This window comes from Vibrio sinus (assembly GCF_023634645.1).
Lineage (GTDB): Bacteria > Pseudomonadota > Gammaproteobacteria > Enterobacterales > Vibrionaceae > Vibrio > Vibrio sinus.
The window spans coordinates 25942-40061 of record NZ_JAMKMR010000029.1 but is presented as its reverse complement, the minus strand read 5'-3'; the positions used below and the strand labels follow the sequence as shown (position 1 = coordinate 40061).

Genomic DNA, 14120 nt, shown 5'->3' with positions numbered 1-14120 from the left:
TAACTTAATATGTACTTAGGATAGCTGTGTTTTAGATTTCAAGCCGTTGTCTTGGCCATTGTCTGAAATCAAATCATTTGGCTCATTAAGCTCCTTTTCAAGAAGCTGTGTTCGCCATGCAGAGTTGATACCCCAATAGAAGAAGATGAGACTTGCTACGGCCACTGCTGCCATGCCATAGCCGAACGGAAGAATATTGATACCGCCAAATTGGCTGCTTCCGATGTAAGAAAGAATCATCATGGCGACGAAGTAACACATCATCCAAAGGCTTGCTTTCACATGCTTGCCGATGCCATCCCAGCCACGTTTGTTTTGGAAATAGGCGTAGATGACAAAGCCAAGCAATAGAATAATGATAACTTTACCTGTAAGCGGCCATCGTGACCAATAAAGTACCTCAGAAGAAATGGCAAAACCCAGTGGTGCAAGAATATTGAGATACTTGAGGCGGATGGGGCTGTTAATTTCTGGTGCGATTTTACGTAGTGACATGGCAGCCATTGGGCCGACAATATAGGTGACCACTGTCGCCGCAGAGATGATTCCTGCCAGTTGTCCCCATCCTCTAAAGAGATAAAGGAACACAAAACCAATAACCAAGTTTGTCCATAAGGCTGCGCGTGGGATATGGTATTTAGAATGCAGCTTTGACATGCATTTTGGCATATGACCATGTTCACTCATAGCAAATAGCATACGAGTGGTGGTGCCCATGTAAGTAATACCCGTTCCTGTTGGCGATACAAACGCATCAACGTAAAGCAATAACACAACAAGGTTTAGGTTTAACGCAATCGCTAATTGAGCGAACGGAGAATCAAAATCCAAGCTCCAACCACTTTTTGCCAAAACAGACGGTTCAATTCCACCGATAAAGCTAACTTGTAGACCGATGTACAACACTAAAGCAAAGGCAAGGGTTAAGATAATCGCAAGCGGTAAATCTCGTTTGGGATTTTTCGCTTCGCCCGCAAAGTGCATTGGGCTTTGAAAACCGTTATACGCGAAGACGATACCTGCTGTCGCAACGGCTGTCAGTGCTCCTGCCCAACCATAAGGGGCAAAAGAATGATTCACCGCGGTAAAGTTACCAGGGTGGAAGCCAGCCACTACGATAGAGGTTACGCAAATAACGGGCACTAACATTTTGAAGATAGTGATACTCGTTTGAGATTTGCTAAAGAGGTTTACACTCCAAAAGTTAAGCAAGAAGTAGATGATCATCAATACAGCTGCAATCGCAAGACCAAATGTTGAAAGCGAGTGGGTTTGCATATTGAAGATGGTGCTTGTAAGAGGTTGAATCCATTGCCACTTCCAAGTTGCCATATACTGAACTGAGGCTTCAGCTTCAATCGGAATAACAGTGACGATAGAAAGCCAGGTTGCCCAGGCTGCCATGTATCCGACGACGGAGCCATGAGTGAACTCTAAGTAACGAACAGGACCACCTGATTTAGGAAATACGGTCGACACTTCCATATAAGTTAGCGCAACGATCAATACGGCAACCCAGCCTATGATCCAAGAAACAATAGAAGCAGGGCCTGCGATTTTGGCAGCGTGATAGGCACCAAATAGCCATCCTGAGCCAATAACAGATCCGACACCTGTCATTGTTAGCGCGAGCAACCCCATTCTTCTTTTGGGCTTCGCCTGTGTGTAGTTCATACTCATAAAGTGTATTGTCCTTTATAGTGTGTATGTCTGTCTAAACGGCAGCAAGTCAGGCTGCACGTTAAATAATTTAGAATCGTCGTTATAAAAAGCGAACGCTATCCTAGTTATTAGATGTCATGCGTCATAACGTTACTCAACATAGTGCTGAGTACTGCGAATATATTTTTGTTTGATTATGTGTATCGCTTAACGCAAAGATAATGGTTATATACGTTCTTCGACGTTTAAGATGTGTGATAGCTCAGTTGAAAAGAGCAAGTGGAATTAAATATGAAGTTGCAAATGGCGTCTCCAATTATATTGATTATTGGGTGAGCATTCCTTGCAATATGAAACTAATTTGGCTTCTCTGCCTTTTTAGGTGACAGAAACGTAACACTTTGCAACGTATCCTGTCAATATGCTGAATAATTCGTAAACTTGGATAGATTTTTCATGAACATGTCAAATTTTGGTGTTTACGTAGTGTTTTTTCGTAATATTATTCCGTCACTCATACCATTAAATGACAATAAGATTAATAACAGAATGAATTATTAATTAAAAGATTAATAGTTATCATAGCTATATCAAGAGAGAGCATTTACTTATAATAGGTAGACTTGGATAAAGCTAGGAGGCTTATATATGGCAAAGTATGAGATAAAGAACGTTGTCTTTGATGTAGGAAATGTATTAGTTAGATGGTCACCTTATGAAATAGTAAGGCTGACGTTTGGTGAAGATGTAGAAGCAACCGATATGGCAAAACGCATTTTCCTCAGCGATATTTGGAGTAGTCTCAATAAAGGAGAAATGACAGAAACCCAAGCCATATCAAGATATGAAGAGCGATTGGGCCTGAAAAAAGAAACCCTAGAAGTGTTGTTTTACTATATCAAGGAAAGTTTGATTCCGATTTATGGAATGTATGAATTACTCTGTAAACTAAAAGAGTCTGGATACAAGATCTTTGCATTAACGGATAATGTTGTCGAAATCGTAGATTTTTTACAGGATCGCTACGAGTTTTGGCAGAAATTTGATGGCGCTATTGTTTCTGCGGAAGTTGGCTGCTTAAAGCCTAGCGCTGAAATTTATCGAAAATTGTTGGAAACTTACCAACTTGATGGAAAAGAAACCGTTTTCATGGATGATGTCTTGGCGAATGTTAAGGGCGCACAAGACGCAGGCATTCACGCTATTCATTTTAAAAACCTGTTCCAGTGTCGACAAGAGCTCGCGGATCTGTCTGTAGATATATAAACTCAAAGGATGAAATACCTATTAGTGCTATTAGGTTTCATCCTGTGAGCCCTTGCTTAATCAATAATACTCACCTATCGATTAAAGTTAACTAATCTGAAAAATCAATCCTTACCTCTCAATATAATAGATTCCTATCATTTTTACTGATTCACTCTAGAGTTAACATGGAATATTTTTGTTCAATTAAAAATAAATTAAATATTTCTTCATGTGAATTTACAAATTATTTACGTATTTCAGTATTTATCTATATATTTGTATCTCTAGTTTTTTAATGGATAGTCTGATGATTATCGTAATGGTATATATCCACATACTTATATTTCGGGTTTACTGTAATGAAAAATGATAGAAGCTTTAAAAATATATTGATGGTGAGTATGGGTGGCATGCTCGATGTTTATGACTTCATTGTCTATGCGGTTATGTCTAGATATATATCAGATGTATTCTTCCCAAACGAAGATAGCATGACGTCGCTTATTTCGACATTTGCAATATTTGCTATCGGCTACTTAGCACGACCAGTCGGCGGGATCATTTTTGGTCATTTAGGTGACAAGTATGGAAGAGTAAAACTGTTTTCTTACTCTATCCTGTTGATGGCTTTTTCTACCTTCTTTATTGGTCTTATCCCTTCCTACACTTCAATAGGAATTTACTCGACCTTACTTATCACCTTTTTCCGGTTGTTACAGGGGCTCGCATTGGGTGGGGAGTTTCCTGGAGCAATCACTTATATTACGGAATTTAGCGTTGAGAAATCAGGGAAAAATGCGGGCTACATGTTTTGTTCAATGTGGCTAGGTGCGGTATTGGGTTCATTAACTCTGTCAGTGCTATTGCTAAAATTTACTCATCCAGAAATGCTTCAGTTTGGCTGGCGAATTCCGTTTTTCATAAGTGGCGTGTTAGGCCTATTTGGCTTTTTTATACGAACAAGGTTAATAGAATCACCCGACTTTTCAATGGTCAAGCGCATAGAACGGGTACCTCTTTGGATTGTATTACGTAACAAAAAAGTCGATGTCTTAGTGGGGATTTTTGTTGTGGCAATAAACTCAGCGACGTTTTACTCTCTTTGGTTCTTCTTACCTGATTATCTGGTCAAAATAGTGGGTGAAACTAAGCCTTATTTGCACTGGTATATTACGTTGGGTTTGCTGCTTTCCAGCTTGTTCTGTGTTCCCTTCGGTTACCTAGCTGATAGACTATCGATTTCACGGTTTGTCCGTTTGGTCTGCCTACTCGCAATACTATTGCCTTTTCCAATTTATAGCTTGTATATGATTAAAGGGAATATCTTTATTGCTTCTGTCGTGTTGAGCGCTGTTCTTAGTGCAATCTCTGCGGTTGTTATTCCCAAATTTTTGTTTAGGTTGTTTGCAACGAATATTAGATATACAGGAATATCAATTTGTTATAACTTTGCTAATGCAATTTTTGGTGGCTTCGCTCCAATGGCGTCTTTACTTTTAATTAAGGAATCTGGCTCGAATATGGCACCACCAGTGTACATTATCGGACTGGGCGTCGTTGCCCTAATTGCCACTACAATATTTTACCGAGTATCCAATAGAGTAATAAACAGAACAAAAACGACCTAAACGATCCATACAAATATCGGATATTTTTGCTATGAGGTGAATCATGTACCAAATAAGAAAAGCACAAAGAAAAGATTCAGAAGAGCTCTTTGATCTACGAATTCAGGCGATCAAAGCAAAATGCATTAACCATTATTCCACTGAGCAAATAGAACACTGGACTTCAGGAAGCGTGAACGAGCAATTTCAAAGTGATGTTGAGGCTAAATTCTACATCACCGAATTTGAAGGTGAAATGGTTGGCTCTGGAATGCTTGATGAAAAGTCAGGCATGGTTGACGCTATCTTTATTGCGCCCAAGTTTATGGGCAAAGGTGCAGCCGCGATCATGATTCAGTTTTTAGAGTCCAAAGCGCGGGAAAAGGGGCTTAAGCAACTGAAACTGCAGTCCACTTTAAATGCAGCTAAGTTTTATCGTTCTCAAGGCTTTATCGGTGAAGACATCTCGATTTATCGCTCGCCGAAAGGTTTGGAACTTGCTTGTGTGCCTATGGAAAAGAGTTTGTAGCTAGAAACATCTGACTCCAATATTAGAAGGGGTTAGGGTGAAAGTAACCCTATATTTTTATTGCTTTAAACACGGTCATATACGATCCATTGCGCAATTAAAGTAAGCAATTAGCGATTGAAAAGTATGGAGGATTTAGCGAAGGGCTAGTTCTCCATACTTGTCAATGAACACTGGTGTGTTTTCCTTCGGGATGAGTGGAGCCTCACCTAACTTCTTTTCAATGACTCACAGACTTCAGGTGAAATAGCATAAGTTCTGCTTGAATAGCGGCTCGATAGTTCTCGTAAATCTTTACACTCAATATAACTTTCAACCATCAAAGAGATTTCTTGATGGACAAATAGAGATAGAATAGGGGATAACATCAACCCTATCATTATTGTCATCTTGTTAAAGTTAAAAAATATCTGATCTTTCTTTGGTTTTAACTTATTGTGAAGTAAATAATATAAGACTCCATAACCTCCCCAAAATAAACAAGCTATTCCGGCCCAAATGTTAACTAAACCGGGTAGACTAACATGATCTCGATACTCTAATAGAGGTGAAAGATTTATTTCGGTAATCCAAAATCCTAATAACAACAAAGTTAGTGAAGAAGCTATCCTAATTATAATCATTCGTACAATGCCTTTTCTTTATCTGGCTTTCAACGAGTCACAAATTTTTGGTGACATTGCATAAGTTCGACTAGAGTATCGGCTCGATAGTTTACGTTGGTCTTTACACTCAGTGTATCCCTTGATCTGATAGTTTATAGCTGAGAAATTAATAACGCTTAAAATAAGTGAAATAAAAAACAAACTTAAAACCATCTTGTTTATCTTTCCAATGTTAACGGTAAGTCGAAATTGTTCTTTAGCCGAATAAAGAACTATATATACACCAATAAAAAAGCAGCCATACCCGGAAAAAATATTCACTATCCCATCACGTTCAATTACAATTTGAGAGCTTAAGGTAGCAGTGGATATATTTGAGTAACTTATCCAACCTCCCAACACTGCAAGAAGAGAAAAGATGACTATCCTTGCATAGTTCATTGAAAGTACTCCTTAATAGTTTCCGTGAAGTCATCTGAGAACCCATTTACAGTAGCTTAAATCGTGCGACTTATAGAAATTTGCATTATAGCTAAGCCTTATCATGTTTTTAGTGGTTCACATAGTTCAGGTGAAATAGCATAAGTTCGGCTTGAATAGCGGCTTGATAGTTCACGCAGGTCATTGCACTCGGTGTAGCTACTATAAAGGCTTGTTATTTTTACATTGATATATAATGTGATAAGTGGTGAAGCAATAAATATTAATATTAGACCTAACCTGTTTAGGTATACGGAAGGGATTTTGGAGGAAAACACCATCATCATGTAATATACGAAAAACAAACCACCAACAAAAGTACCTGAGACTACTGCCCATATGTTAATGATACTATCCACTACAATATAATCATGCTTTTGATGAAGAAGTTGGAAGTAATCTATTGATAGGTAGAGGCAAAATAGCATAAACGATAAACTAAACAAGGCTCTAATATAAATCATTATAATTCTTTTTCTTGTTGATTTGACAATCTATTATGAATACCCATAGCTTTTATCTATCTTGTTATTAACGACTTGCAGAGTTCTGGTGAAATAGCGTAAGTTTGACTTGAATAGCGGCTTGATAGCTTACGCTTATCTTTACACTCTGTATATCCTTCTATCTGACGGTTGATAGCTGAAAAGGTAATAATAGCTAAAATAAGTGAAGCCACAAGTAGGCCTCCCACTACCTTTTTTATATCTCCGATATTAATGGAAATCTGAAACTGCTTTTTTACCCAAAATAAGGTTAAATAAAAACCAATTAATAAACAGCTATAACCAGCTAATATATTGACCATTCCGCTACGTTCGATGATTGAATGCTGAGTTAAGAAAGCAATTTCGATATTATCTTTACTAATCCACCCTCCAAGAAGGGCAAACAGAAAAGATGAAACAATTCTAATATAATTCACTCAAAAAATTCCTTAACTCCATCAGAAAACGATTGTGAATAGCCGTTTAGATCATCAATAGCATTGAGTAACTGTCCAATTCCCAAAGAAGCTAAAACAAAGACTACTGATGTAGCAAGAATTCCAATTGTTGTAGGTATCGCTACCGCTACCGAAGTGAATACTGCTGCTCCAGCTAAGGACATCATACCCATTAACAATGTCCCCGGCAGAGTTACTCACAAACTCAGCAACCGTGGTTTCGTTTCTTAAAGCGAAATCAACCGCATCAATACCCGCGGAAACAGCTATCTCTCTATGCCGAACATAGCTGGCACTGGTTTTCAAATCATTCAACCCAGCAAGGTACTGTTTTTACAGGCCAATGAGAATAGACATTATCACCAATCTAATAGGTAAAAAGAGTTTATTGATGAACCAACCCCTTGGTGGAGAGCGAGGATCACAATAGAAAGTAATGCAATAAGAAGCGAATGTAGAAAGCTGAAAACACAAAAGGCAAGACTGAAATGTCTTGCCTTTCGATAGAATAGTGGCGGAGAGATAGGGATTTGAACCCTAGATACGCTATTAACGTATGCCGGTTTTCAAGACCGGTGCTTTCAACCACTCAGCCATCTCTCCGTTGTTGGCCCGCATTCTATAGGGGTTGATCTTGGTTGTAAAGGCACTAACGTATTGTTTGCTTAACTAATAATCAATTGAAGGGAAATAAATTGAAAACAGGGAAGCAATGTTGCTTCCCTGTTCAGATTGGCATCAATAGACGTTAATTATTTTTGGTATAGAATCGTTGTAACTCTGTTAGACCTTGCATCAAGACAGGCAAAGGTGGATTGTCATCAAGGCGTTTGTAGTCCTTGTTGTACAACTTGTAGTTACCAAACTTATCGATTACGGCGGTTCGGTTTGCGGTAATCAACGCGAGCTCTTTCGAATCTCCCGCCAGAATCCATTTTCGTTTGCTTTCATTGAATAAACTGCGGCCACTACTGTAATAATATGGGCTTGTCGAGGTACCGAGAATTTCCTGCATGATAGTCACAGAAAAATCCAAGTGGCTTGAGCGGTGAGTAAATTTGGCAGGTAGCATGCCTGGCCAGTGGATGATCATCGGCACTTGTAGCTGGAAGCGGCTGTAGTTTGAATTCGAACCCCAGCTGTTGGTCTTGGTATCATTAAGCTCCATTCCGTGGTTAGACGTAATCACCACCACAGTGTCTTTGCTTAGCCCTAAAGATTGGATCTCTTCAATAAGTTGTTCGACTTCTTGATCCGCAGTGTGCACGGAAGCATCGTAGCTTTCGAGAAGGTTTGAATAGGACAGTTTTTTATCGCCAGCGAGATCAGAAAAGTTACCCACCGTCGTCAATTCAATAAAGCTAAACCAAGGCGCTTTCGCGGTTTTTACCCATTCAGACCATTTGTTGATTGTCTGGCTGTCATTCGATGAATGGTCATTAAAGTCGATTTTATTCAGCTTTAAACCATGGAAAATGGTATCAGCGAATAAGTCATCACTGAAATTATCCCCGCTAAACAAGCCAAACTTATAGCCTTGATCTTTCATTGCTTTAATCATAACAGGCGAGGTGCCTTGCGCCTTGATACTGCTTGCGTAGCTGCTTGGCAAGCCATAAAACAGACCAAACATGCCGTACATGTCGTTGCTGGAGCTATAGTGGTTTGTGAAGTCTAAATTTTCTTGAGCGTATTTATAAGCGTTGGGCATTTTTGTAGGCGTTAACGCGTCTGCGCGCAGGTTGTCCACACTAATGACCAGCACATTCAAATGGTTGGCTCGACGTTCAAATTTTAATGGCTCAAGAGGGTAATCAACGAGGTGAAGCTTGCCCTCATTTTCAGATTTGCGTTTTAAATAATCAGCTCTATCAAGTAGGCCGTGCTTTTCCATAAAGGATTTTGCCGTCATGGGGTAAGACAGCGGGAAGTTCGACTTTTGGCTGGTGACTGGATTATAAAAATTCGCATCTGACCAGACGTAGATCAGATGGCTAGTAATAAAGCAAATAAATAACAGTATTGCGATAGGGCGACCAACACGCTTGTGCGCGAGCTTTCTCTGTTTGCGCCACACCCATTCTGATAGGCCGAGTTCCAGTAGGAAAATCAGTGGCATAACAATAAATAGGTGTTTAAGGTCGGTGCTTATCGCACTATTTCCGTCGCTAAATAGCACTTCCCAAACAATTCGATTCAAGTGCAAATTGATGATTTGGTAAGCTTGGGTGTCGACTAGGAGTAGGGTCAGTCCGACAGTGGAAAAACACACTGAAACGAGTCGAAAGAGTTTTCGCGACGGGATTAAAAAGGTAAGAGGGAATAGAATCAACAAGTAAAGGGCGAAGACTAAAAAACTAAAATGCCCGATCCAAGACACTGCCAGATAAAACTGACCTAATAAGGTTTCGGGCCACGGTGAATGAATAATATAGCGTGTGCCTATTAACATCGCCGCGATGATGTTGAAGAAGGCAAACCAGTGCCCCCAACCAACCAAACGTGAAACTCGTTCTCCGTATGTGTTTCCGTTATCAACCATGTGTTGTTCTAATACCCGGTTCCAATTAATGTGTAGTTAGGTCTAGAGAAGATAGTAAGGCTTGAGAAAATTTTTCAGCGAGCTCTTTGCGTTGAGACGCTGAGACATTTTGATTCAGCACATTCGTTACAATGTTACCAGCGATCATCAACGTAAGATCCGGAGATGCGTCGTGTTTTTCAAGCACGGTTGCAATTTCAGCTAGTATTTCTTCTATTTTCTGGTCACTGTATTTCGATGTTATCGGCATAATATCTCTAAAGATGATAGTCAAAGCGGCCTATGATAACCTACTATGCCATACAACTTAAACCAAGTACGACGATAAATTTACAATGAGCCTTACCCTTTCTAACGTTATTCTACACCAGTTAAAAAAAAATGATCAGGAAGATCTGATAGTTAACTATAGACCTGATGCTCTAGAACTCAATAATTCTAGCGAAAACTTGGTAGCTGAGTTACATCGTGTCTTTAATTCCAAGGCAGGAAAAGGCTTTGGCTCATTTAAAGACGAAAGTGACTTCCAAATCCAGCTTCAAGATTTACGCCGCGGTGACATAAATTTTTACCAATTTTCACAGTTTTGCGCCACAAGATTGAAGGAAGAACTGGTGAAGTACCCATTTGCCGATGAAGGTACGCTAGTGATGGCAAACTATCAGTCTTTGGCAACCGACTATCTTTTCATCGGTCTTCTACAATCGAACACCAGCTTAAAAGTGACAGAGCAGCTTGATATCAGCGCGACTGAGTATCTCGATATCTCTAAGATGGATATCGCGGCTCGAATTGATCTATCTAGCTATGAAACCGATAAAGATTCCAACCGATATTTGTCTTACATCAAAGGGCGTGTGGGTCGAAAAGTGGCGGATTTCTTTCTCGACTTTTTACAAGCAGAGGTCGGATTGGATACCAAGCAGCAGAACCAAGTGCTGATGCAGGCGGTACAAGATTTTTGTACCGACTCCAAGCTAGAAAAGGACGAACAAAACAACTTTAAGAAGCAAGTTTTCGAATATTGTAACGAGCAAATCAAATCTGGAGATGAAGTCGTTGTAAAAGAGCTTTCTCAAGAGTTACCGGCAAGCCCTGATGGTACCAGTTTTATGGATTACGCTGATAACCAAGGCTATCAGTTAGAAGAGAGCTTTCCTGCTGATAGAACAACAGTGAGAAAATTGACCAAATACGTAGGCGCTGGTGGTGGACTAAATGTCACGTTTGATAGTTTATTGCTTGGAGAGCGTGTATTTTATGACCCAGAAACCGACACCTTAACTATAAAGGGTACACCACCCAATTTAAGGGATCAGTTGACACGCAACGTGTGAGCTAGAGATCACTATCGGTGCGCTTTTATTGAGTGCCAAAGCAAAAATTTTCTAAAAGGGTGCGCTCAGCACTCTTTTTTCTTATCGGTAAAGGTAATAAGTAATATAAACTCAGTAAAGGATTGAGTTTTCAAGCGTTATCTCGCTGAATCTCACCAAAAGCTGTATTGCAATGGATTGAATAGTACCAGTGAGGCAAAAGCATCGATGGGAAAGGGATATAAAAGAGTTCGTTGGACTTGGATAGTTGCGATTATTTGGGCGTTAGTTGTCGTTGCGGTGTCAATGAATTATCGGGCTAATGTTGCCTCGATGCAGACCCTAAATAAGATGTCAAAGGATGTAGAAGAGCTGCAAGGGATTTTGTCGTACGACACGCCATTTCGCATTAAACATTTGGATAAAGTGGGCGGAATTATCCAAAAGGTTTATATCCAACGCGTTAAATTAGAGACTGAACTTGCTCAAGGCTTTTTCAATCCTGATATTAACCAAGCACTGTACACGATTGATCGATATATTGAACATGTACGCAGCTTTGTTAAAGCCGAAACCGATGTCGTTACCCTAGTTAATAATTTAAGAAAGACCAGAGAAAAATACGTTGGTCAAGAAAAGCTAGAATCCATTTACTTCCAGCTAAGTGCCTATGTGCTTGAGGCGATGTACAGTGATTCCAGTGGTAGCCCCGCCGTTTATCGAGCGTTGGATAAAGTATTTCTGTTATCACAAAGTTTACCCAGCGATCAGAGTCGAGAGCTGCAACAAGTCCTAGGCCAAATTTCAACCGTACTGGGTGGTTACGCGCAAGGCAATTATTTGGTGGAAAAGTTATTAGAACATTCCATCCATGAGCAAATTACTCACTTAGAAAATCAGTATGATTCCCTGTTGGATGTGTATCTGATTATCATTATTTCGGTGAGCGGATTTAGTATTTTTGTATTGACTCTATCCAGAGAAAGGCAAAACATTAGTGTCGAAACCATGCCAGAAATAGGGCCGCAAGATATTCCGGTTTCTCAGGTTGAACCAGCAGGAGAGGCCGCCGTTATTGGCACTAGCATAGCGAGCCATGCGGACGAAGTGGTTTCGCAAACTGAGCCTACCGTTGATAAGCAATATTCCTCAAAAGCTAGCGAAGATGTATCAACTTCTGTGAGCGATTCACAAAACCTTCCCGTGATTGATTTTGACAAGCTAACCGACTCCTTGAGTGGTGACGTGGAGTCCGTCGTTCTATTGCTTAATGTATTTGTTCAAGATCATCGGGGTGACGTTCAGACATTAACGTCTTCTTTAAATGACGATCATGAAAATGCGTTGAGAGCGGCTCATAGTTTAAAAGGTGTTGCCGCAAACCTTGGAGCGAATGGTTTGAGAGAAGCTGCCAATGAAGTAGAAAAAACGCTAAAGGAGAACGGTACCGTTACCCCTCAGATGTTAGAGACGCTGGATTTTCATTTGCAGAGATCGATTAGAGAAGCTGAAGCGTACTTAAAAGAGAAATCTTAAAATCACCTTGAGCAGAGAAGTAAAAAAGCGGCGAGAAACTCACGCCGCTTTGAAGGATTGCGAATAGGTTGACTCAGCCGAATATTAGGCGGTTTGTTGTTCACCTGAACTGAAGTCTTCGGCTGCTGCGTCTGTTGTTTCTGTTTTGGGTTTCACTTTATCAACAAAGAAACCGAAGTAAGATGTGATTATTGTGATGATAATGCACACAAAGCTTAACCACATATAAGGTGCGTAGGCTAACGTTGCTACCCCCAAGATGCTCGCCATATAGATGCCATTATCACTCCAAGGCACCATTCCAGAGGTCAGTGTGCCACCAAATTCGGCATTTCTTGATAAATTTTTTCGTTGATAGCCAAGCCTGTCGTAGTTTTTAGCGCAGATCTTTGGCGTCAGTATCAAAGAGACATACATGGCTGAGCCAAATACATTGGCCAGAAATGCGGTGCCAATGGTGCTAGTCGCTAGCGAACCAGAAGATTGAACTTTATGCTCAAAAAGGCCCGCGATAGTGTCGAGTACGCCCACTTTTTCAAGTAACCCACCGAAACCTAAACCAAACACGATGACAGCAACCGAGCCTAGCATGGAGTACATCCCGCCACGATTTAAGATGGCATCGATAAATTTCACACCCGTATCAATAGGTAGAGGCTGCCAAGCGGCGCGAAACGCAGTGAGGAATTCCGTATGTTGAAACAATACAGCCCAAAGGACACCCAGTACTGCACCGAAACTTATCACGGGGAAGGCGGGCATCCGCAGGGCAAGTAAACCAAGTACCGCGATAACAGGAATAAATGACCAAGGTGTAATATGAAATTGCTGCTGCATCGCGTCCATCACCGCTTGGACATGCTCGGTGTTCATTTGACCAGAGTAATGAAGGCCAAAAGCGGTAAACATGATGCCTGTAATGACATAGCTGATGGAAGCGATGGGCAACATGCCTCTAATATGTTCAACCACTTCCACGCCAGACATGGATGAGGCCAAAATGACTGAGTCAGAAAGTGGCGACATTTTGTCGCCAAAATAACAGCCAGATAATACGGCACCCGCAGTAATCGGGGCGGGAACACCTAAACCTTGACCAATACCCATCATTGCAATCCCTGCCGTGCCTGCCGACCCCCAAGAGGTTCCCGTTGCTAGCGATGTGAGTGAACAAATGATCATAGTGGCGAGAAGAAAAATTGAAGGGTGTATTGATTCCAAACCATAAAAAATAATGGTAGGTACAATACCGCCAATGATCCATGTTCCGACGAGAGCACCTACCGCCAACAGAATAAGCACCGCTCCCAATCCATTGGCGATACCATGTAATGCTGACTCTTCTAGGGATTTATAGGAGTGTCCGAGCCAGATGCCCAAAGCCATGATAATAAACCAACCAATATACAACGCGAGCTGAATTGGTAAGTCTAATTTAGCGGTAAAAGAAAAGGCCATAAGTAGGAATAACCCGAGTGCAAGAAAGACTTGCGCCAAGCTCGGTCGCTTTGGCTGAACTTGCTTCATTATACGAACCTCTTGTACAGGGTTTAGAACCCGATTAAATGAGCGAAGAAAAGATTTTCCTCCTAAAAATGCGCCACGCACTCTACATTAATCAGGATGAGATATCGATAAAAATGTAATGC

The 14120-nt window shown here is 40.6% G+C and carries 13 protein-coding genes and 1 tRNA gene; 5 read left to right on the top strand and 9 right to left on the bottom strand.

Features of this window, described 5'->3' with window-relative positions; translation table 11 throughout:
- Positions 1-15: 15 nt before the first annotated feature.
- Positions 16-1680, bottom strand: coding sequence for an APC family permease (locus M9194_RS20005; protein WP_250614469.1), 1665 nt, complete (start codon positions 1678-1680; stop codon positions 16-18).
- Between the two features lie 630 nt (positions 1681-2310).
- Here M9194_RS20005 and M9194_RS20000 point away from each other — a divergent pair.
- From M9194_RS20000 to M9194_RS19990, 3 genes are all read left to right on the top strand, one after another.
- The gene (locus M9194_RS20000; RefSeq protein WP_250614468.1) at positions 2311-2928 is read left to right on the top strand and encodes an HAD family hydrolase; all 618 of its coding nucleotides are present in this window, start codon (positions 2311-2313) and stop codon (positions 2926-2928) included.
- Between the two features lie 341 nt (positions 2929-3269).
- Complete coding sequence (locus tag M9194_RS19995) at positions 3270-4538, top strand: MFS transporter (RefSeq protein ID WP_250614467.1); 1269 nt, start codon at positions 3270-3272, stop codon at positions 4536-4538.
- A 43-nt stretch (positions 4539-4581) separates the two neighbouring features.
- Positions 4582-5046, top strand: coding sequence for a GNAT family N-acetyltransferase (locus M9194_RS19990; RefSeq protein ID WP_250614466.1), 465 nt, complete (start codon positions 4582-4584; stop codon positions 5044-5046).
- Between the two features lie 209 nt (positions 5047-5255).
- Here the strand turns inward: M9194_RS19990 and M9194_RS21890 are convergent, their stop codons facing one another.
- The 7 genes from M9194_RS21890 to M9194_RS19965 form a co-directional block, all read right to left on the bottom strand.
- Complete coding sequence (locus tag M9194_RS21890; protein WP_489686869.1) at positions 5256-5669, bottom strand: DUF1240 domain-containing protein; 414 nt, start codon at positions 5667-5669, stop codon at positions 5256-5258.
- An 18-nt stretch (positions 5670-5687) separates the two neighbouring features.
- On the bottom strand, positions 5688-6092 hold the full coding sequence (locus tag M9194_RS21885; protein WP_489686868.1) for a DUF1240 domain-containing protein: 405 nt from the start codon (positions 6090-6092) through the stop codon (positions 5688-5690).
- Positions 6093-6651: 559 nt separating this feature from the next.
- Positions 6652-7056 (bottom strand): DUF1240 domain-containing protein, encoded by a 405-nt coding sequence (locus M9194_RS19985; protein WP_250614465.1) that lies wholly within the window; start codon positions 7054-7056, stop codon positions 6652-6654.
- 54 nt (positions 7057-7110) lie between these two features.
- On the bottom strand, positions 7111-7383 hold the full coding sequence (locus M9194_RS19980) for a hypothetical protein (RefSeq protein ID WP_250614464.1): 273 nt from the start codon (positions 7381-7383) through the stop codon (positions 7111-7113).
- A gap of 206 nt (positions 7384-7589) precedes the next feature.
- Positions 7590-7680, bottom strand: a tRNA-Ser gene (locus M9194_RS19975).
- A gap of 145 nt (positions 7681-7825) precedes the next feature.
- Positions 7826-9619 carry a DUF3413 domain-containing protein gene (locus M9194_RS19970; RefSeq protein ID WP_250614463.1) on the bottom strand — a complete coding sequence of 598 codons (1794 nt, stop codon included), beginning with the start codon at positions 9617-9619 and terminating at the stop codon, positions 7826-7828.
- 25 nt (positions 9620-9644) lie between these two features.
- A complete protein-coding gene (locus tag M9194_RS19965; protein WP_250614462.1) occupies positions 9645-9869 on the bottom strand; it encodes a YejL family protein in 225 nt (74 codons plus the stop codon).
- Between the two features lie 85 nt (positions 9870-9954).
- On the opposite strand from M9194_RS19965, the gene yejK reads away from it, so the two are divergent.
- Together yejK and M9194_RS19955 are read left to right on the top strand one after the other, a co-directional pair.
- Positions 9955-10956: a nucleoid-associated protein YejK gene (gene yejK, locus M9194_RS19960; protein WP_250614461.1), complete on the top strand. Its 1002-nt coding sequence runs from the start codon at positions 9955-9957 to the stop codon at positions 10954-10956.
- A gap of 207 nt (positions 10957-11163) precedes the next feature.
- Positions 11164-12471: an Hpt domain-containing protein gene (locus M9194_RS19955; RefSeq protein ID WP_250614460.1), complete on the top strand. Its 1308-nt coding sequence runs from the start codon at positions 11164-11166 to the stop codon at positions 12469-12471.
- 84 nt (positions 12472-12555) lie between these two features.
- Here the strand turns inward: M9194_RS19955 and nhaC are convergent, their stop codons facing one another.
- Positions 12556-13998, bottom strand: a complete 1443-nt coding sequence (nhaC, locus tag M9194_RS19950; protein WP_250614459.1) for a Na+/H+ antiporter NhaC — start codon at positions 13996-13998, stop codon at positions 12556-12558.
- Between the last annotated feature and the right edge of the window lie 122 nt (positions 13999-14120).